Origin of the sequence: Winogradskyella endarachnes, from assembly GCF_009741275.1 — a bacterium.
Lineage (GTDB): Bacteria > Bacteroidota > Bacteroidia > Flavobacteriales > Flavobacteriaceae > Winogradskyella > Winogradskyella endarachnes.
In genome coordinates this window covers 40027-61673 of sequence record NZ_WOWS01000003.1, presented here as the reverse complement: position 1 = coordinate 61673, position 21647 = coordinate 40027, and the positions used below count along the sequence as shown (strand labels likewise).

The following is a 21647-nucleotide window of genomic DNA, read 5'->3' as shown; positions in this document are numbered from 1 at the left end:
TTTAATTCGGTAATTTCCGCAAATCATTAGTCTTTGTTCTAATAGCAAAGCGGTCTTATTTGAAATTATCTACATCTGCTTCACAGCCTCTAACTCTACTTTCAACTCCTGAAACAACATCATAATGCTACTTAACTTCAATTCCTTTTCATCATACTCTTGAGTGTTGATGCAGCAGGTAAACTCCCAAATTTCTAATATATTTTCACGCTTAACCAAATACGGTTGATATGCTTTATTATCTGAACTCAATAACAAATTCGTAGTATCACCTTCAGGTATATAAACCCGTTTATAAACTAAACCATCATCTTTGGTTAGTACAATATATGTACGTCCGCTTTTAACATCTGTAATATCATCTACAAACTTCGCTACTATAAACGATCCATCTTTTACAGGCAGCATAGAATCGCCTTTAATAGGAAATGCTCTGTGTGTACCTGTTGGTAAAAATGGTAATTTAATTTTTTGAAGTTGCTCTATATACTCTGGGTCATCATAACCAGATAAATAACCTGCAGAGGCCTTTGCTGGTATAATTTCAATTAAATCTTCATTGTTTTCGCTAACCGTTACCGGAAACAACACACGCTTATTTCCTACTTCTATAAACGAGGTATCTTTTGCTTTACGCAAATCGTTTTTTACCAAAATATCAATAGGAATATCAAAAAAATTAGATAAGTCTATTAAACGGTCTATTGGTGGCTCAGAACGCCCTTCTTCGTAAGAACCCACAACGGAGCGTGTCCAATTAAGTTCGTCTGCAAAACGCTCTTGAGACAGCTTTCTAAGCGCGCGTAAATGTTTTATGTTGGCCTGAATGGGTTTCATTTATAATTTTATTTTTATTAATCATTTTTTTTAAGTGCCATACTAACAGTGCAAGCCCCTACAATTCATATTCTCTTCTACCTTCATCAATCACTAATCTCTAATCACTATTCACTATTCACTATTCACTATTCACTATTTTAAATATTACTACAAATATAAGCAACAAAAACTACATATAGTAGCTAATTTTACAATCTAGCTTTTTTTATTATGTATTTAAATTGTCACACTTATTTTAGTCTTCGTTATGGCACCATAAAACCAGAACAATTACTCGCTATTGCTTCAGAAAATGGCGTACAAACCCTTGCATTAACAGATATTAACAGCACATCGGCTTGCTTAGATGTGATGCGTTTATCTAAAAAATACAAAATAAAATCGGTCCTTGGTGTAGATTTTAGAAACCGCGCCAAACAACAGTTTATTCTTATTGCTAAAAACAATAATGGCTTTCACAGTATCAATAACTACCTCTCAAAATTTCTTCATAATTCAGACTTACAAATTCCTGAACGACCAGATGAAGCGATACAAGATAGTTTCGTGATTTATCCGTATCAATCCGGAAAAGATTTCGAATTAAAACCAAATGAGTTTTTAGGTATTACACCTCAAAATCTTAATCGGCTTAAATTTTCAAAATGGAATCAATTCAAACATAAACTTGTGGTTTTAAAAACGGTTTCCTTTCAAAATAAAAAAGGATTTAACACGCATCGTTTGTTACGTGCTATTGATAATAATACACTGTTGAGTAAACTACCAAAGTCTGAAGAAGGCAGCGAAAACGACGTGATGTTACCTTACAATGAATTGTGTGAAACTTATGCCGAATTCCCAAAACTAATTAGTAATACCGAACAACTGTTACAACGCTGTAAAACCGATTTTAATTTTGAAAACGTAGCGCCTAAAAACCAAAAGTGCCTCACAGACAATGAAACTTCAGATTACCAACTGTTAAAACAATTGACTTACGATGGCATTCCCTATCGTTATGGCACTGATGTAGAACAAAAAGTGTACGACCGCATTGAAAAAGAACTTAACATTATAAAACAACAAAACTTTGTGTCTTATTTTCTAATCAATTGGAAAATCTTAAAATACGCACGCAGCAAAGATTATTACTATGTTGGTCGTGGTAGTGGTGCCAATAGTATTATTGCGTATTTATTACGGATTACAGATGTAGACCCAATTGAGCTCGACTTATATTTTGAGCGTTTTATTAATTTATTTCGCCAGAATCCACCCGATTTTGACCTCGATTTTTCTTGGCGCGATAGAGATGATATTACCAATTATATTTTCAAAACCTTTAAACATACAGCGCTTATTGCGGTTTATAATACCTTTAAATTTAAGGCTTCTGTACGCGAATTAGGGAAAGTTTTTGGCTTACCAAAGGCAGAAATGGACAAATTAACCCGAGGAAAATATAAGCTTAACCAACTCGATAAACTCTCGCAATTGGTTATTAAATACGCAACCTACATTCAAGGGTTTCCTAATTATTTAGGGATTCATGCTGGTGGTATTTTAATTTCAGAACAACCTATTCATTACTATTGCGCCACATTTATGCCACCAAAAGGATTTGCTACCACACAATTTGATATGGTAGTTGCCGAAGATATTGGCTTGTATAAATTCGATATTTTAAGTCAGCGTGGCTTAGGAAAAATAAAGGAAGCTGTAGAAATTATTGATGCCAATTATACGGAACAACCACCTATTGACATCCATGATATTAAAGGGTTTAAAAAAGACGAACGCATAAAAGATTTACTCAGAAACGCTAAAGCCATTGGTTGTTTTTATGTAGAATCGCCAGCTATGCGTATGCTCTTAAAAAAATTGCAAGTCGATAATTATTTGGGCTTGGTTGCTGCGAGTTCTATCATTAGACCTGGTGTAGCCAAAAGTGGTATGATGCGCGAATATATTCTGCGTTATCGTTATCCCGAAAAACGAAAAGAAGCACATCCTGTTTTGCAGAAAATTATGCCAGAAACTTACGGAATTATGGTGTACCAAGAAGATGTGATAAAAGTAGCACACCTTTTTGGCGGATTAGATTTAGGCGAATCTGACATGTTGCGTCGTGGTATGTCTGGAAAATTCCGCTCACGAGATGAGTTTTTAAAAGTGAAGCAAAAATTCTTCGACAATTGTATAAAAGATGGGAAGCCTGAAGCCTTAGTGGCAGACGTTTGGCGACAAATAGAAAGTTTTGCAGGTTATGCGTTTGCCAAAGGGCATTCTGCTTCTTATGCTGTAGAAAGCTACCAAAGTTTGTTTTTAAAAGCCTATTATCCGTTGGAATACATGACGGCGACCATCAATAATTTTGGCGGATTTTACAGTACAGAACTCTACGTCCACGAAGCAAGAATGCACAATGCAACCATTGAAGCACCATGTATTAATCGTTCGTTTAACCAAGCTATTATAAAAGGAACAACCATTTATTTAGGCTTTATGTTTTTGCAGTCTCTAGAATCTAAAACCATCCATCGTATACTTAATGAACGTGAAAAAAACGGGACGTTTCAGTCCTTAGATGATTTTATTGAGCGTGTACCCATTTCTATTGAGCAGATATCTATTTTAATAAAAATCAACGCCTTTAGATTTACAAATATCAATAAACGCGAATTGCTCTGGGAAGCCCATTTAAAGATTAGTAAAACCGTAATTCAAGACGACGTCATTACACTATTTAAAACCCAACGAATTAACTATAATACACCAGAATTGCCAAGTACAGACCTTGAAAACGCTTTCGATTCTATTGAATTACTCGGTTTTTCACTTTGTAATCCTTTCTTTTTACTAGAAAAACCTTCGATTAGTAACTTAAGAGCCAAACACCTTATAAAGCTTGAAAATAAGTTGATTATTATTGAAGGCTATTTAATAACCACAAAAAACACTAAAACAGCCAATGGAAAAATAATGCATTTTGGAACCTTTTTGGATCGCGATGGCGATTTTTTAGACACCGTTCACTTTCCGCCTATTGCAGCCAAATATCCGTTTAGAGGTAAAGGAATTTATAGCATTATAGGTAAAGTAATGGTTGAGTTTGATTGTGTAACAATTGAAGTTTCAAAAATGGAACGCTTAGCCATTATTGAAGACCCTCGTTATGCAGTAAAATCTTTAAATCCTACGTTTCAGAATAAACGAAGTTTTACCGATTTAAAAAGAGCCATCAGTTAAATAATTTTAAAAAACAGTATTTCGTCACTTCGAGTGAATTTGTGAGGCACGAGCAAATTTGTATCGAGAAGCTTTCATTAATTATAAGGTTCTCGATACAACCATTTTTTCCGCTTTAGCTACAAAAATGACCATTCGAACTGACGTGAACCACGAATTGTTAGTTGGATTTTACACCCCTAAAGAGCTTCGCTCGGTATCTTCAACAAAAGCATTCGCTTTTATTTCGATAATCCTCAAGGGGACAGTCTCACTGTTGCAAATAAAAAAATCTAAAAGATTTTTTTTATTAATTGTCCCCTTGAGGGGACTTTAGGGGTGTTTCTAAACCTCGCATAAAACCCAAATTAAAAAATGAACAAAAACCGCAGCATCGTACATATGGATTTAGACACTTTTTTTGTGTCTTGCGAAAGACATATAGATAGTAGTCTTAACGGCAAACCTATACTTATTGGTGGCACAAGCGACAGAGGTGTGGTGGCTTCTTGTAGCTATGAAGCCCGAAAATTCGGCATTCATTCTGCCATGCCAATGCGTATGGCAAGACAATTGTGTCCGGAAGCGATTGTGCTTAGAGGCAACTCTGGTATTTACACCAAATTTTCCAACATGGTTACTGATGTTATAAAAGAGAGTGTGCCACTTTACGAAAAAACATCAATAGATGAGTTTTACATAGACCTTACCGGAATGGATAAATTCTTTGGTTGCCATAAACTAGCTTCAGAACTGCGTCAAAAAATTATTAAAGAAACAGGTTTACCGATTTCTTTTGGCTTATCGCTTAATAAAACGGTATCTAAAATTGCCACAGGCGAAGCCAAACCTAATAATGAAATACGCATTCTCTCTGGTACCGAAAAACCCTTTTTAGCACCACTTTCGGTTAAAAAAATTCCGATGGTTGGTAATGTTACATATAAAGCCTTGTGCGATTTGGGTGTAAAACGCATACAAACCATACAAGATATGCCCATGGAATTGATGCATAAAGTATTGGGCAAAAACGGACTTGTGATTTGGAAAAAAGCCAATGGTATAGACAATTCGCCAGTAGTGCAGTATCACGAGCGTAAATCTATTTCTACGGAACGTACGTTTAATCAAGATACTACAGATGTTGCGAAGCTGAAAGGGATGGTTATTGCTATGGCAGAGAATTTAGCCTATCAATTACGACGAGGCAATAAATTAACAGCTTGTGTGATGTTTAAGATTCGGTATTCCGATTTTCAAACGTACACGCAACAACAACGGATTCCTTATAGTGCCATGGACCACACTATAATTCCTGTGGTATTAGATTTATTCAAAAAACTATACCATCGTAGGCTTTTAGTACGACTGATTGGTGTAAAATTTAGTCATTTGGTAGAGGGTGGACACCAAATAAATTTATTTGAAGACAACGAAATGCGCCTTAACCTCAGCAATGCTATGGACAAAATACGCGAACGTTATGGCGACAGAGCTGTAATGAGTGCTGCCGGTATGGACGCCAAAACCATTAGCCGTTTTAATCCGTTTAATGGCGAGCCACCACCTTTGTTAGCAAATCGACGACGTTGATTATTAGCGTTAGACCTGTAAGATTTTGAAAACCTGACAAGTCTTTTTTTATATATTTGAGAACATGAAACCCAACATCATCATTTCAGAAAGTCCAAGACCTATTTGGCAAATTCCTATTGCTGCATTATTCTTTTCTATTGCCACACTAATCTTACTTTTTGCATTATACAACATAGAATTTAATGAAAAGGGATTCATAAAATTTATATATGGCATTGAACCAAGTATATATTTAGTATCCATTGGCATTGCATTTACCTTAACAAAAAGCATTCATATAGATATTGAAAATTCAAGATTTAGACCTACATACAATATAGGTCCTTTAAAATTTGGTTCTTGGCAAACCATAAAAATTATCAATATGTTTCTGTTTTTCATCAACCCACAATTGGTGGCGAATATATTTTTGAAGTCAATCTTTGGTACGACAACAATAAACATTTTGAACTCTACGAAGAACACGATTATAAAGAAGCCTTTCTCATCGGTTTTGACCTTTCAGAACAATTAAACATAGATTTATTAGATGCCACAGAACCCAATAACTTTAAATGGGTTGATAAAGACAACTGGAAAACCACGATGGCTAAAGGCTCAATCGAGTAATTCATTTTTAGACCTACAAGCTTAGAGACTGAAACAAGTTCAACACTAAGGAAAACTACTAGACATTTCAAATGCAAGAAACATTCGTTACCATAGCAAAATTTCCCTATTCTACAGAAGCTCAAATTGCCAAAGGTCGCTTAGAAGCCGATGGTATAGACGTTTTTCTTAGAGATAATTTAACCATAGACACAGACCCTTTGGTTAGCCAAGCCATTGGTGGTGTAAAACTAAAAGTATTGGCTAAAGATGAAGAAAAAGCGAGAGCTATTTTACAATCCATTAAAGCCTATTCTGTAAATGATGATGGCAATCCTATTGTTTGCCCAAACTGTAAAGGCAAACATATTGAAATGTACACCACCATCACTAATTTAAAATCTTTACTGTCTTTTCTAATTGGTTTTATTACCGGAACCTTACCTTTTAGCACACGTTATCAATACAAATGTGAAGATTGTAATACTGAATTTCCTATTAAAAATTAAGCGTCGTAGTGTAAGCTTGTTTTAGTTTTTTTATAACAATCTCGAGTTCTTCTTCATTTAAATGACCAAAACCTAAACGAATGGCACAGGTATTTTTATCTTGATACAAAATAGTTTTTGGCAGAAATAAATCTAATTTTTCGGCTTCTTCGGCTAATTTAACTAAGGATATAGTTTCTGTAAATTGTAACCATAACGCTAATCCACCTGAAGGTTTTTCCCAAGTAATAATTTCATCAAAATGTACCTTCAAAAAACGACATAAGCAATCGAGACGTTGTTTGTAAGTGACAATATTCTTTTTCTTTAATCGGTATATTTCGCCTTCAGAAATTAATTCGGCTAGCATTTGTTCTTGTATTAAATCGCCTTGCTTATCTAATAATTGCAAATAGTTTTTAGCTTCTGTAATTAAATTTTCTGGTGCTACCACAAAACCTGTATGAAAACTTGGAAATAATGACTGTCCTAACTTACCCAAATAAATAACCATACCACTAACGTCTGCACTCGCCATAGGTAACATGGCTGAACCTGTAAACTGAAAATCGTAATCGTAATCATCTTCAATAATGGCAAAGCCATAGACTTTTGCGAGTTGCAATAATTCTAATCGTCGGTTGGCACTGAGTGTTACTGTTGTTGGATAATCTCTATTGGCACAAATGTATAAACAGCGAATGCTTCCGGCTAAAAAATGAGTTTTTATGTAATCAACATCTAAGCCTTTGTCATCTACCGGAATCGTTCTAATGGTAGCACCTGCTTGCTGAAAAATCATATTTGCCGCATAATTACTCAACTGTCCAACTAAGACCAAATCATTTTGCTTAATGATGAGTCTAGATACAATATATAAGCTCATTTCTGTGCTACGTGTATTCAATAAATTGTTAGGTTTTATATGAAATCCACGTGTTGCGTTTAGATAATTACAGAGTTGTAGGCTAAAAACAGAAGGGATTAGCGCACTCGTTCTATTCCACTTATTAATAAGTGGTTTGCGTTTCATGGCTGCACTATACCATCTAGAAAATTGATACACAGGATGTAATCTCAAATCGGGTTTACCATCACTAATAGTATATTTTGCTTCAGTTTCTTCTGAGGTAGATGATAAATGAAACGATTGCTGAAACGGAAAACCAGCAACTTTTGGATACGCATATGCTTTATGAATATGCTGTGTTGCTGCTTTAATTTTGGTGTCTAACACTTCCGGAATTAAAACAAATGTACCTTTATTAGCTACAATATCTACCCAACCTTGTGATGCCAATTCATCATAAACCGCAACTGCAGTATTTCTATGCACCTTTAATAACTGACTTAATACACGTGTTCCTGGTAATTGAGTCCCTTTTTCTAAATAGCCACGTTGTATAGCATTTATCACTTTCTGTGCTACTTGCATATAAACAGGTTGCACTTTAGTTTTATCGAAAGTTACAAGCTGACTTAATATATCAATAACCGGACTATTCATTGTTTTAAAACTGGACTAGTTTAATCGTCCGGAAAGTTACGACTTTTGCATTATAAAATTAAATGATGCAACAATGTGTATTGCAAAACATATAGAGATGAAAAAATTAATCTTACTTTTTATAGTTTTAGCTTTTAATGCCTTTCAGTTAAACGCACAAAACGAGCAACCAGAAATTAAAACGGATTCTTTAAGTGAAGTTGTAGTAACCTCTACACGTATAGACTTACCATTCAAAGAAAATTCTAGAACAATTAATCTTATTACTGCAACTGATATTAAAAATAGCTCTGCAACCAACGTGGCAGATTTACTACAACAAGTAGCTGGTGTAGATATTAGAAGACGTGGCACAGGCGGAAGTCAGGCCGATTTATTTATTAGAGGTGGTGGTTTTGACCAAACACTTCTATTAATTGATGGTATAAAAATGGACGATGCACAAACTGGTCATCATACCATGAATGCGGCTTTACCTCTAGAAGTTATTGAGCGTATTGAAATTATTAAAGGGCCTGCTGCTAGAGTATTTGGGCAAAATGCTTTTAATGGTGCTATTAATATTGTTACAAAATCTAAGGTAAACAATGCTGTTTCTGTAAATGTTGAAGCGGGTTCTTTTGGTCAGCTTAACGGTTCGGTAACAGTTGGTTCTAATTTAGAAAACTCAACACATATTTTTCATGCTGGGAAAATGACGTCAGAAGGCTATCGGTATAATACAGATTACGACAATTCTAACTATTTCTTAAAGAGTGTGTTTAACAAAAAAGCACAACCTATTGAAATGATAGCAACGTTTTTTGAAAAGAATTTTGGTGCTGAAAATTTCTACACACCATCTAGTTGGGGTTTTAATGAATATGAAGAAACACAAAATAGTTTAATTGCTTTAACAACTAAATTTAAATCTGAAAGACTAAAAATTCAACCGCGTGTCTACTGGAAACGTAATCAAGATATGTTCTTACTACAACGTGACGATCCTAATTTTTTTAGAAACTTCCATATTTCTAATAAAATTGGTGCAGAAGCTAATGCATCCTACACATCTGAATTAGGCGAGACTGGTTTTGGTGTTGATATGTCTAAAGTATACTTACGAAGCAATAACTTAGGTAATCGTAATCGTTTTATGGCAACCGTTTTCTTAGAACATAGATTTGAACTTGCAGATAACCGATTAGACATTACACCTGGTGTGGCAATGACGTATTATTCCGATTTTAAATTTAATGCCTTTCCTGGTTTAGACATTGGTTATGATATTACTAATAACTTAAAAGCCTACGGAAATGTGGGTTACACCTACAGAATACCAACTTACACTGATTTGTATTATAATGGTGGCGGAAGTATTGGAAATCCTGATTTAGAACCAGAAGAAGCCTTAGCGCAAGAAGTAGGACTAAAATATATAACACCAAAATTCTCAGTAACCTTAGCGGCTTTTAACAGAGATGCAAAGAATCTAATTGATTATATAAGGCAAAATACAGATGAAGAATCCTTTACAGCAACAAATATTGCCGAAGTCAACACTAAAGGATTTGAATTTGATGCCGCTTATAATTTTAAGTTGAATAACTTCAACCAAACTTTAGCCATTGGTTATAGCTTTTTAGAAGATGATATTTTAGACCAAAACCCAGAATTATCGCGTTACTCACTAAATACCTTAAAACATCATTTTACAACACGATTAAGTACAAAATTATTTAAAAACATCAGTCAGAATATTGTTTACAAATACGCCGAACGTACCACAGGACAAACTTACAACGTTTGGGATGCGTCTCTTGTAATGGCATTAAAACAAGTGGAATTATCAATAACAGCAAGCAACATTTTTGATGCGGATTATATTGAATCTGGTTTTACACCAATGCCACCAAGTAATGTGTTGTTTGGCTTGCGATATACGTTTAAATAATTAATGTCATTCTAATTTATATTGCCATTACTACTCTTTTTGTCATTCCTGCGTAGGCAGGAATCCACAATTATATAATACAGCATAAACAATTCCTATAATTCTAACAACGAGTAATTATATAAAAGTAATATCACATACATAATTAAGGATAAGCAGTAGATTCCTGCCTGCGCAGGAATGACAGACAGAAAATAATCTGCTCTTTTTCAAAACTTAAAAACAATTTATATCTTTATTCAAATCAAAACTTTTTTAACCCTAAAAAAGAGATAAACGCTCAAGTTAAAAAAGACTCATCTAAAATGCATCAATAATAATATGCATAAAAACGTACATCAATATTACCTGTACATACTATCCAACAAATATAATGGCACTTTGTATATTGGTGTTACCAATGATTTAGAACGCAGAATGTTTGAGCACAAAAACAAGTTAATCGAAGGTTTTACTAAAAAATATGGTTTAAATAGATTAATATATTTTGAAACCTACCAGTATGTTAATGATGCCATTAAGAGAGAAAAGAATATGAAAAAATGGAAACGTCAATGGAAAATAAATCTTATTGAAGAAGAAAATCCTATCTGGAAAGATTTATCTAAAGACTGGACTTGTTTTCAACAATAAAACAGGCATTTATCGCAGAGAATTTCAGTTTGCATTCAAGTAGTCATGACTACAATTTTTGTCATTACTGCGTAGGCAGGAATCCACAATTATATAATACAGCATAAACAATTCCTATAATTCTAACAACGAGTAATTATATAAAAGTAATATCACATACATAATTAAGGATAAGCAGTAGACTCCTGCCTGCGCAGGAATGACAAAGCACTGGAATGACAAATAGAGCGCCTTATAAATTGTATATGGTCACTTTAGAAGTAATGTCAACTCAACTTGGCAAACATATTCTTCAAAATGTCTTTGCAGGAATGACAAACTGATTCTAAAAAATATTTCTCAAAAAAACTGTAACAAAATTCATTCATCTGCTACTTATATCTTGAAAGTGGTTAAGATTTAATCTTTTATGAAGCTTCAAAAGCATTAAAACAACCACACTACAAATAACCATCATATACATTTTACATTCCTAATATTGGATAAATACGTATCCAATACAAGATTTACAAATAACCAGGACATTCTGTGTCTTTTTTGGTGGGCTTTTTGTGACTAATTTACTTTCAAAATAATAGGCCTAAAAACGTATTATGGTTGTATCTTTATTAACTCAAATTAAACCCTAGAATTATGGCAGACTGGTTTTCAAATTTAGAATTACTTTCCAAAATATATTGGTTAACAGCTATCATTGGTTCTCTTGTCTTTACTGTGGTTATGATTATGGCGTTTACAGGAGGCGATGCTGATGATATTGATGCAGATATAGAAGCTGGCTTTCAGTTTATTTCCTTTAAAAACCTCGTTGGCTTTTTTACCATTTTTGGTTGGAGCGGCATTGCCTGTATAGATGCTGGCCTTTCTACACCATTAACCATTATAGTTTCCACAATTTGTGGTCTATTAATGATGGTCATTATGGCAACACTCTTCTACTTTATTAGTAAACTAACTGATAGTGGTACTTTAAATTATAAAAATGCTATTGATGCGGTTGGTGAAGTGTATTTAACCATTGGGGCAGACCGTTCTAAAATGGGAAAAGTAAGTGTTAGTGTACAAGGTACCATGAGAGAATTAGATGCTTTAACCGATGCTTTAACACCATTAAAAACAGGAACCATAATTAAAGTCGTTGATGTGACCTCTAACGGTATTTTGATAGTTGACCAAACACGCAAACCAATTGAGCCTTCAATAGCACAACCTGAACCTTTATTGAGCGGAAACACTCAAAAGAAAATATCTAACTAATAACACAAACCTTCAAATTTAAAAACTATGACATTACTAACCATTCAAGAAAATTTTAACGTAGGCAGCTTAGGTGTGCCAATGCTTGCCATTTTTGTGGTCTTATTTATTGTACTGACTTTAATTATTTTAATAAAACGCTACAAACGTTGTCCATCGGATCGGATTTTAGTAGTCTACGGAAAAGTTGGAGGCGGCCAATCGGCTAAATGTATACATGGTGGAGCTGCCTTTATTATTCCTGTGATTCAAGATTATGAATTTTTAGATTTAACACCTATTTCTATTGAGGTTAACTTAATTAATGCCTTATCTAAACAAAACATCCGTGTTAATGTGCCTTCTCGTTTTACCATTGGTGTTTCTACAGAACCAGGTGTAATGCAAAATGCTGCAGAACGTTTATTAGGTTTAGGCGCACAAGATGTTCAAGAATTAGCGAAAGAAATTATTTTTGGTCAATTACGTTTGGTAGTGGCTTCTATGGATATTGAAGAAATTAACAACGATCGCGATAAGTTTTTAACTAACATCTCGCAATCGGTTGAAACAGAATTAAAGAAAGTTGGTTTAAAACTCATCAACGTAAACATTACAGATATCGTTGACGAGTCTGGTTATATTGAAGCCCTTGGTAAGGAAGCTGCAGCACATGCTATTAACGCAGCACGTAAATCGGTTGCAGAAAAAACTAGAGATGGTTCTATTGGTGAGGCTAATGCCAAACAAGACGAGCGTACACAAGTCGCTGCAGCTAATGCACAAGCTGTAGAAGGAGAAAATACTGCTAAAATTTCCGTAGCAAATTCAGATTCGTTACGTCGTCAAAGAGAAGCAGAAGCAGAACGTGTAGCAATAGCTGCAGAGAAAGTACAGGCTGCAAAAGCCTTAGAGGAGTCTTATGCGGCAGAGCAAGAAGCCGAAACAGCCAGAGCAGATCGTGAGCGTTCTTCGCAAATGGCAGATATTATTGTACCTGCTGAAATTGATAAACAAAAGGCTGAAATTGATGCTGAAGCAGAAGCTGAGCGTATTAGACGTAAAGCCAAAGGTGAAGCCGATGCGATATTATTTAAAGCACAGGCCGAAGCACAAGGGCAGTTTGAAATCTTAACCAAACAAGCAGCTGGTATGGAGCAGATTGTAAAAGCAGCTGGTAACAATAGTAGAGATGCAGTATTATTATTAATTGCAGATAAATTACCAGAACTAGTACAAGCACAAGCCGAAGCCATTAAGAATATTAAAATCGATAAAGTAACTGTTTGGGATGGTGGTTCTGGTAGCGAAGACGGCAAATCATCTACGGCTAATTTCTTATCTGGTATGTACAAATCAGTACCTCCTTTACAAGATATGTTTAATATGGCTGGTATGGATTTACCAGAGTATTTAAAAGGAAAAGACAAAAAAGAGATTGAAGCTGAAGATGCTAAAATTGAAAAATCTTAAGACCTACTAAAACTCATAAAAGTCCATTTTTAACAGAATGGACTTTTTTTTAACCTTAAATATCAACTATGAACATATTTAAATTTAAACGAAAAAATTTACTGTGGCAGCTGATTTTGGGCTTTGTTGCTCTAATTGTTGGTCTTATTACCTTATTTGATGATATTAAAGGCTTAGTTCCACTTTTTACAGGTATCTATTTACTAATACAAGATGGTGTTGAACTAAATTTTAAACAAAACACTTATAGACGCACAAAATCTTTTTTTGGCTTATCGTTTGGCAAATGGCAACCGCTTCCAGACATAGACTATGTATCTGTTTTTAAAACCACAGAAACTACAACCGTTTGGGCTGCAAGTGCTAGTGCTAATGTCTCTAGTGCTATTGTTAAAGTAAATTTGTTTTATAATACCAATCAGAAAATAGAGATTTACGATACAAAAGACGTAGACGAAGCCTTTACAAAAGCTAAACAAATTGCTTCAGTTTTACAAATAGATGTGTTAGATGCCACATCTAGAGAGACCAAATGGTTATAATTAAAATCAAAACCTATGTTGTTTATTATAATCTTGTTTATTGTTTTAGGGGCATTGATTAAGTACGGTAAAATGTACTTTTTAATAGCTAGTTATAATACCATGTCTACTGAAAAAAAAGAGAACTATGATATAGAAGGCATTGCCACTGTATTCAGAAATGCCATGTTTGGTATGGCTGTAATTATGCTTATAGGTTTAGCTTTAAGTTATGGATTAGACAAGCCTAAACTAGAAGAGTATTTCTTTTTTGGTGCCTTAATGATTGGTATTCCTTATTTACTAATCGTTTCAAATTCTGATAAATTTAAATTAGATAACTAGGTTCTTTAACTTGAAATCATAATAAGCTTCCTACAATTTTAACACTTGAAAAAGGACATTTATTTTCATTTCTTTAAATTTGAAGCTAAATTCATTTAATTTTTGAAACACAATCTTACAGCAATTCCTCGTGTAAAAACAATCACGAAGGACGACTTTTTAAACCTCTATTTTAAACCACAAAAACCTGTGGTTATAGAACATGCTATAACAGATTGGCCTGCGTACACTAAGTGGAATTTAGATTATATAAAAGATATTGCAGGCGATATTACGGTGCCACTTTACGACGACAGACCTGTAGATTATAAAGATGGTTTTAACCAAGCGCATGCCGAAATGAAAATGAGCGATTATGTAGATTTACTGCAGCGTGAACCTACCAAATATCGCATCTTCCTTTGGAATATCTTAAAAGAAGTGCCACAATTACAAAAGGACTTTAGCTACCCAGATTTTGGACTTCGGTTAATGAAAACATTACCAATGTTGTTTTTTGGTGGTACAGATTCGCACACCTTTATGCATTACGATATAGATTTGGCTAACATTTTTCATTTTCATTTTAACGGTAAAAAAGAATGTATTTTATTTGATCAAAAACAAACTAAATACCTTTATAAGGTGCCACATGCTTTAATTACTAGAGAAGATATAGATTTTAATAATCCGGATCTAGAAAAGTGGCCTGCATTAAAAAAAGCTAAAGGTTGGGTCTGCCAACTCAATCATGGTGATGTTTTATACATGCCAGAAGGTTATTGGCATTACATGAGGTATATAACACCTGGTTTTTCTATGAGCTTACGTGCTATTGCTAGAAATCCTAAAAACTTAGGCAAAGCCATTTATAATATTGTAATAATGCGCCATTTTGATAATCTTATGCGACGCCTAAAAGGGCAAAAATGGATTGATTATAAAAACGAAAAAGCCATTACAAACACCAAGTCTTTAGACGAATAATCTCACGTAGATTAGAATTCTATTTGTATATTTGCCCTGATTTATTAAAATAAAAAAAATGAAAAATATTGTATTAATTGTCGCTTTATTAGCATTTAGTTTTGGTAATGCACAGGCCTTTGTAGGTGAAGGCGATCAAAAATTTCAAGTTGGTGCTAATATTCAAGATTATGCTACTGGGATTAATGTTAGTTTTGATCATGGTTTAGGAGAAAACATCTCTGTTGGTGTATCGTCTTCTTATGCTTTAGGTGGTTCTAGCTGGATTGAAAATTTAGATTTTGAAGACCGTTTTGATTTAAAAGCACGTTTTAACGCTAACTTAGGTAACGTTATTAATGTAGACGAAAACTTTGACTTTTATCCAGGTTTAAACCTAAGTCTTAAAAATTTTGGTGGACACGTAGGTGCTCGTTATTTCTTTTCACCAGGTTTTGGTCTGTACACAGAAGCTAACTTTCCGCTTGCCAAATACGATAAAGATTCTATAGATATACACAACCAATTTACTTTGAATCTTGGTATGACGTTTAATTTGTAAAAACGTACACAACACACATAAAAAAAGCCTTTTTGTATGATCAAAAAGGCTTTTTTATTTTAAATGTTCGTTGAGTTTTTCATAAATTAAATGCGACTCCCAACCTCTATACAGCAAGTAATCTGCCACCTTTTTCTTCTTTTTATACATATCCTTTTCCTTTACTTGGTGTATACGTTTCACCGTTAAATCGTCTAAAGTTTGGTAATAGTCCTCTAAGTCTATTTCTTTTAAAGCCACATCAATACTGTACTTAGAAATCTCTCTCTGTTTTAACTCTCTTACCAAACGGTTTCTTCCCCATTTTTTAATATTGAATTTTCCACGCACAAAAGCCTTAGCAAAACGTTCTTCGTTTAAAAAATTATGCTCTATTAAATGCACCAAAACAACATCTATAGCTTCTGGTATCATGCGCATTGCCTTCAGTTTTGTTTTCACTTCTTTATGGCAACGCTCTTGGTAAGCACAATAACGCTCTAACTTTCGTTTGGCCTCTTCTACTGTATACGTTTTTTGTACATCCATGGTTTCAAAAATACAATAGAATACATATTTAAAAGTATTTTTTTATGAGATACTAAGCAACATCTTAACAATTGAAAATTTCTAATTTTTAGACAAAATTTACAGAACATCGATACTTTGTGTTCTTTACAGATAAAAGTCCCAAAAACAAGACCTAATTATTAATAAATACTTAACTTTCAAGTTGCTGACTTACAATGATTATAACGTAAAATTGTAAGCAATTAATTCATTTTTATTATCCCTTATGATTAAAAACTACTTTTTAACGCTAGTATTACTTTGTTTTGCTTTTAGTTTAGGTTATGGGCAAATTGCGACAATAGATTTTGAAAATAATTTAACTGGTTATTCACACACACCTTCTCAAGCTCCTTCAGTTGATCCTGGAGATCAATATTTTCATAGAGCAATACCTAGTGATGGAACAATTTATGAAAGTGGAGGGCCTTACACCAATGTCACTGGTAGTTGGTTATTTGTTGGTTCCAATCCAAATACAATAAATTCAAATACACCAGGAATTTTAACATTAGATCCAATAAATATTTCTGGTTATACAGATTTAGAGTTGAATATTGATTTTGGAGCTGTACCGAACGATTGGGACCCAACTGATGAGCTATATGTAGAATACAGATATGACAACACTGGTGTTTGGACTACTTTGTATAGTTTTACTAGCTCTGTAACCAATGACCCTTTAGAACTTTTTGGTAATGCTACAGGAGGCAATAATACGGCCAATGGTACTGTATTAACATATGCCTTGCAAACAATAACTTCAGACAATTTCACTGGTTCTGGTACAAATATAAACATCAGAATTGTTTCTGATTCAGATGCTAATTATGAGGCATTTGGCTTAGATAATATTGTTTTAAATGGTACAACTACTTCTCCTTGTACATCACCAACAGCTCAACCAACAAGTTTAGTTTTAAATAACATAACGAGTTCATCAATTGACGGTTCTTTCACAGCATCTTCAGCAGACAGTTACTTAGTTGTAGCAAGTACATCTGCAACATTGGGAGCAAATCCTGTAGATGGAACAACTTATACAATTGGCGATACTTTAGGAAGTGGAACGGTTGTACAAAGTTCTACAGCAACTACATTTTCTGCTACTGGTTTAACACAAAACACCCAATATTACTTTTTTGTATTTGCCTATAATGGTTCTGGTTGTTCTGGTGGTCCATTGTATTATACAACAAATCCTTTAACTGGAGATGATACTACTTTAACAGGTCCTTGTCTTTCTGACAATTTCGATTCAGGTTATGGTAATTGGACAGGAGGCTCAGGTACATACAATAATGGTACAGCTGGAAACACAGGCAATGGCATTGGATTCAACACAAATAATGATGATATTATTACTTCCATAGCAATTACTGACCCAACGTCTTTAAGTTTTATAGCGCGCGCATCAGGTGGAACATCTAATTACACTATAAATTTTGAATATGCTACAACACCAACAGGACCATGGACAACTGTATCTTCAATAGTTGCTAATGGATCAAATACTGGTGATATTACAACAACTGCAAATACATTTAACATCAATTTAAACTTAATTGGTGATTATTATATTAGAATTCTGCAATCACCTAGATCTGGTGGTTCGTTTTACCTAGATGATGTTGAAATTTTCTGTGGAGCTTCCACTCCTGAACCAGAATTACAATTGGTAGATGACACCTCAAACAACCAAAACTGTGGATACACTATTGATTTTGGAAATGTAGCCAGTGATGGTAGTACTGCTGATTTAACATTTAACATTGATAACATTGGATCATTAGATTTAAACATAAGTTCTTTAGGCATTACTGGCGATTATACAATTGTATCGCCTGCTACTCCGTTTACAATTGCAGCAGGAAGTTCGGAAACTGTAACAGTTCGCTTTGCGCCTTCTTCAGATGCTACTTTAACTGGTGTGCTTACTATTAATAGTGACGACGCAGATGAAGCAACTTGTGAAGTTAACTTAACAGGTGTTGGTTTTACGCCATCACCAGAAATAGACGTTGAAAGAGATACAACGTTTGCATCAATTGCAAACGGAAGTGCTGCAAATACTGGTAACAATACTATTTTTGCTGCAACGGAAATTGGAACTGCCACACCAGCTTTAAAATCATATTACATTAGAAACGAAGGATCTGCAGATTTAAATGTAACTAGCATTTCTTCGTCTAATACAGCTGAATTTTCAATTTCAACCAATCCTGCACCTATAACTTTAATTCCTGGAGATTTTGTACAATTTGATATAGAATTCTCACCAATTAATTCTGGCACAAGAACTGGAACAATAATAATTGTAAGTGATGATAGTGATGAAAACCCATACACGTTTGGTGTACAAGGTGAGGGTGTTTGTGCTGCAAGTAGTTTAACTTTTTCTCCAGCTTCAGGACCCGTAGGCACTATAGTAAATGTAAGTGCAAGTAATAGTAATTTTGGTGCATCTACAACAGCTACTATAAATGGCATAGCAGCGACAGTTACAGTTATTTCAATTTCAGAATTAGAAGTTACTATTCCTGCTGGCGCAACAACAGGTAATCTAGAAATTAATGACGATTTGGGTTGTCCAAGTTCAGAATTATTCACTGTTATTGATCAATTAATATCATCATGTGAAGGAAACTCGGGTACTACGCCTTCAGATTTATTTATAAGTGAAATTACAGATCATGGTACAGGATCACATTCTTACGTAGAAATTTATAATGGTACAGGCGCAAGTGTAGATTTAACCGATTATGAAATTCGTATTCATAACAATGGAAATGGTACAGCAACCAATACCATTCCTTTAATAGGAACACTTGTAAATAATGAGGTTTTTGTACTGGCTTTTGGTAGTGGAGATTCTACAACTAACTACGCTACTCACGGGTACGACCTAGAAGATAATGCAACTGGTATTAATGATAACGATAACATTCGTTTATATTACGCACCAACTAATACTTTGGTAGATTTATGGGGAGATACTACAGGTACTGTATTTACCATTTCATCTGATGATTACACATACAGACGTAAAAATACAGGTATAACAGCACCTAGCACTACTTGGAATGATACAGATTGGGATAGTTTTACACCTGTTGATTATAGCGATATCGGTTTTTATGACTTTTCTACAGGTACACCACCAACAGTAACATTACAACCTGTATCAACACCTTTTGACTGTACGTTTTCAGCTAGTTATACCGTTGCTGGTACAGAGGGTTATGATGGTACAAGTCCTGCAGATACGCAAGAGTTAGCTTACCAATGGTTTTACAATGCACCAGGTACGTCAACTTGGACAGAAATCTTAGCAGGTGATACCGATTACGCTGGTCAGCAATCGGCTACACTTACTATAGCAGATACTTCTACGTTTAACGGCTACCAATATTACTGTCAATTAAGAGAAGATACTGCCACGTGCTTTACAGCCTCTAATGCTGTAAAATTAGAAGCATTATCGTCTATTTGGGATGGTTCAAATTGGTCTACACCACCAAGTATAGACAGAGCAATAATTATAGATGGTGATTATGATACTGCAACTTACGCTAGTTTTAGTGGTTGTAGTTTAATTGTTAACGCTGGCTATGAATTACAAATTTCTAACGGAACCTATATTGAGATTGAAAATGATATCACTGCAGATGGTGATATTACTGTATTTACCGCTGGTGCTGTAGTACAAAATAATGATTTGGCTACTGTAACCGCTAATGGTACTATTACAGTGCAAAAGGAAACCAGCATAATTAGTACGCCATACCAATATACGTATTGGAGTTCTCCTGTGGTTGGTGAAACTGTAGAGAATGTATTCTCAACAGTACCAGTATCTAGACGTTTTGTGTTTAATGCTGCAAATTTTGTAGATGAACTAATTGAAAATGCTAACACCAATACGTTTACACCTGGCCAAGATGATATAGATGATGATGGTAACGATTGGCAAATTGCTTCTGGCACAATGCTTCCTGGTGTTGGTTATGCAGCTACAGCAAGTACATTAGGATTTTTACCAGCTAACCAACAGTTTCCATTTGTAGGTGCCTTTAACAATGGTGTAATTACACCTACTGTAGAACATGTAACAGGTAGTGTATATTCAGATTGGAATTTTATTGGAAATCCTTACCCAAGTGCTATTGATACTAATGCATTTTTTAGTGTGAATTCTGGTACTGTAGACACTATTTATTTATGGAGCCATGCTACACCAGAAAACATTAATGCTTCTGGTAATGAAGGTGCCAATTTCTCTGCTTCAGATTATGCTGTAATTTCAGGAAGTGGTGTAAATGTTGCTGGTGGATCTGGTGTAATACCTAATGATTTTGTACCATCTGGACAAGGGTTCTTTATTGAAACTTTAGATACATCGCCAATTACCTTTAACAATTCTATGCGAGCAATTACTAATAATGATCAATTCTTTAGAAGTGAAACCACTGAAACGAGTAGAAAAGTATTATGGTTAAACTTAAGCTCAGACAATGGTGTTGCTAAACAAATTGCAGTTGCCCATTTAGATGGCGCTACAGATGCCAACGACGGCTCTTTTTATGATGTTACAGAGAATAAATCTTCTGCCTTAGCGGCAACCATCTATTCTACTATTTTTGATAGTGCAGATGAGCAATTTGTAATACAAGGTAAAAATAGTAGCAGTTTAGACCTTAATGAAATTATTCCACTTGGCTTTAAAACGAGTATTGATGTAGAAACTATTTACACCATTTCAATAGCACAATTTGAAGGTGATTTTTACACTAATAACCCTATTTACATTAAAGACAACTTACTAAATACAACCCACGATTTAAAAATTGCTGATTACAATTTTACATCAGAAACAGGTGTATTTAATAACCGTTTTGAAATTGTATTTACAACACAAGCCCTTTCTATAGAAGATATTACTTTAGATGCTAATAGTATATCTATTGTTGAAGTAAACGATAATAATGTGCAGTTTAAATTAAATTCTAAAGAGTTAAGTATGACTAATATTGAGATACTTGATGTTTTAGGACGACGCATTTATAATTTACAAGCCAATAGTACAACAGAAGTCTATAACCTGTCTAAATTAAGCCAAGCTGCTTACATTGCTAAGATTACTTTATCTAACGGACAAGTTATTAGTAAGAAGGCGGTAAAAAGGAAATAACAACAAAGTTCTTAACGAAAATAAATAATA

General features: G+C 34.3%; 17 protein-coding genes. 13 read left to right on the top strand and 4 right to left on the bottom strand.

Features of this window, described 5'->3' with window-relative positions:
- Window positions 1-69: 69 nt before the first annotated feature.
- A complete protein-coding gene (locus GN138_RS08625) occupies window positions 70-837 on the bottom strand; it encodes an XRE family transcriptional regulator (protein WP_157363404.1) in 768 nt (255 codons plus the stop codon).
- Window positions 838-1050: 213 nt separating this feature from the next.
- Between GN138_RS08625 and GN138_RS08620 the strand changes: the two genes are divergently transcribed.
- Window positions 1051-4071, top strand: coding sequence for a DNA polymerase III subunit alpha (locus GN138_RS08620; protein ID WP_157363403.1), 3021 nt, complete (start codon window positions 1051-1053; stop codon window positions 4069-4071).
- 354 nt (window positions 4072-4425) lie between these two features.
- Window positions 4426-5643 (top strand): DNA polymerase IV, encoded by a 1218-nt coding sequence (gene dinB / locus GN138_RS08615; protein ID WP_157363402.1) that lies wholly within the window; start codon window positions 4426-4428, stop codon window positions 5641-5643.
- Window positions 5644-5691: 48 nt separating this feature from the next.
- Here the strand turns inward: dinB and GN138_RS08610 are convergent, their stop codons facing one another.
- On the bottom strand, window positions 5692-5862 hold the full coding sequence (locus tag GN138_RS08610; protein WP_157363401.1) for a hypothetical protein: 171 nt from the start codon (window positions 5860-5862) through the stop codon (window positions 5692-5694).
- A 123-nt stretch (window positions 5863-5985) separates the two neighbouring features.
- Between GN138_RS08610 and GN138_RS08605 the strand changes: the two genes are divergently transcribed.
- Together GN138_RS08605 and GN138_RS08600 are read left to right on the top strand one after the other, a co-directional pair.
- Window positions 5986-6255 carry a hypothetical protein gene (locus tag GN138_RS08605; protein WP_157363400.1) on the top strand — a complete coding sequence of 90 codons (270 nt, stop codon included), beginning with the start codon at window positions 5986-5988 and terminating at the stop codon, window positions 6253-6255.
- Window positions 6256-6326: 71 nt separating this feature from the next.
- Complete coding sequence (locus tag GN138_RS08600) at window positions 6327-6743, top strand: putative signal transducing protein (protein ID WP_157363399.1); 417 nt, start codon at window positions 6327-6329, stop codon at window positions 6741-6743.
- Here the strand turns inward: GN138_RS08600 and GN138_RS08595 are convergent.
- Window positions 6733-8229, bottom strand: a complete 1497-nt coding sequence (locus GN138_RS08595; RefSeq protein ID WP_157363398.1) for an aminotransferase-like domain-containing protein — start codon at window positions 8227-8229, stop codon at window positions 6733-6735. The two genes, GN138_RS08600 and GN138_RS08595, sit on opposite strands and share 11 nt — an antisense overlap.
- 97 nt (window positions 8230-8326) lie before the next feature.
- Between GN138_RS08595 and GN138_RS08590 the strand changes: the two genes are divergently transcribed.
- From GN138_RS08590 to GN138_RS08555, 8 genes are all read left to right on the top strand, one after another.
- Window positions 8327-10162 carry a TonB-dependent receptor plug domain-containing protein gene (locus GN138_RS08590; RefSeq protein WP_157363397.1) on the top strand — a complete coding sequence of 612 codons (1836 nt, stop codon included), beginning with the start codon at window positions 8327-8329 and terminating at the stop codon, window positions 10160-10162.
- Window positions 10163-10483: 321 nt separating this feature from the next.
- Window positions 10484-10795: a GIY-YIG nuclease family protein gene (locus GN138_RS08585; RefSeq protein WP_157363396.1), complete on the top strand. Its 312-nt coding sequence runs from the start codon at window positions 10484-10486 to the stop codon at window positions 10793-10795.
- A 633-nt stretch (window positions 10796-11428) separates the two neighbouring features.
- The gene (locus tag GN138_RS08580; protein WP_157363395.1) at window positions 11429-12052 is read left to right on the top strand and encodes a hypothetical protein; all 624 of its coding nucleotides are present in this window, start codon (window positions 11429-11431) and stop codon (window positions 12050-12052) included.
- A gap of 27 nt (window positions 12053-12079) precedes the next feature.
- Window positions 12080-13504 carry a flotillin family protein gene (locus GN138_RS08575; protein WP_157363394.1) on the top strand — a complete coding sequence of 475 codons (1425 nt, stop codon included), beginning with the start codon at window positions 12080-12082 and terminating at the stop codon, window positions 13502-13504.
- 68 nt (window positions 13505-13572) lie between these two features.
- Window positions 13573-14046, top strand: coding sequence for a hypothetical protein (locus tag GN138_RS08570; RefSeq protein WP_157363393.1), 474 nt, complete (start codon window positions 13573-13575; stop codon window positions 14044-14046).
- A 72-nt stretch (window positions 14047-14118) separates the two neighbouring features.
- Complete coding sequence (locus GN138_RS08565; RefSeq protein WP_231743057.1) at window positions 14119-14370, top strand: DUF3784 domain-containing protein; 252 nt, start codon at window positions 14119-14121, stop codon at window positions 14368-14370.
- A 102-nt stretch (window positions 14371-14472) separates the two neighbouring features.
- Window positions 14473-15336 (top strand): cupin-like domain-containing protein, encoded by an 864-nt coding sequence (locus GN138_RS08560; RefSeq protein ID WP_157363391.1) that lies wholly within the window; start codon window positions 14473-14475, stop codon window positions 15334-15336.
- Between the two features lie 58 nt (window positions 15337-15394).
- Complete coding sequence (locus GN138_RS08555) at window positions 15395-15877, top strand: DUF6646 family protein (RefSeq protein ID WP_157363390.1); 483 nt, start codon at window positions 15395-15397, stop codon at window positions 15875-15877.
- 54 nt (window positions 15878-15931) lie between these two features.
- On the opposite strand, the gene GN138_RS08550 is transcribed toward GN138_RS08555, so the two are convergent.
- Complete coding sequence (locus GN138_RS08550; RefSeq protein WP_157363389.1) at window positions 15932-16405, bottom strand: regulatory protein RecX; 474 nt, start codon at window positions 16403-16405, stop codon at window positions 15932-15934.
- A 247-nt stretch (window positions 16406-16652) separates the two neighbouring features.
- On the opposite strand from GN138_RS08550, the gene GN138_RS08545 reads away from it, so the two are divergent.
- Window positions 16653-21617: a choice-of-anchor D domain-containing protein gene (locus tag GN138_RS08545; protein ID WP_157363388.1), complete on the top strand. Its 4965-nt coding sequence runs from the start codon at window positions 16653-16655 to the stop codon at window positions 21615-21617.
- Window positions 21618-21647: the final 30 nt, after the last annotated feature.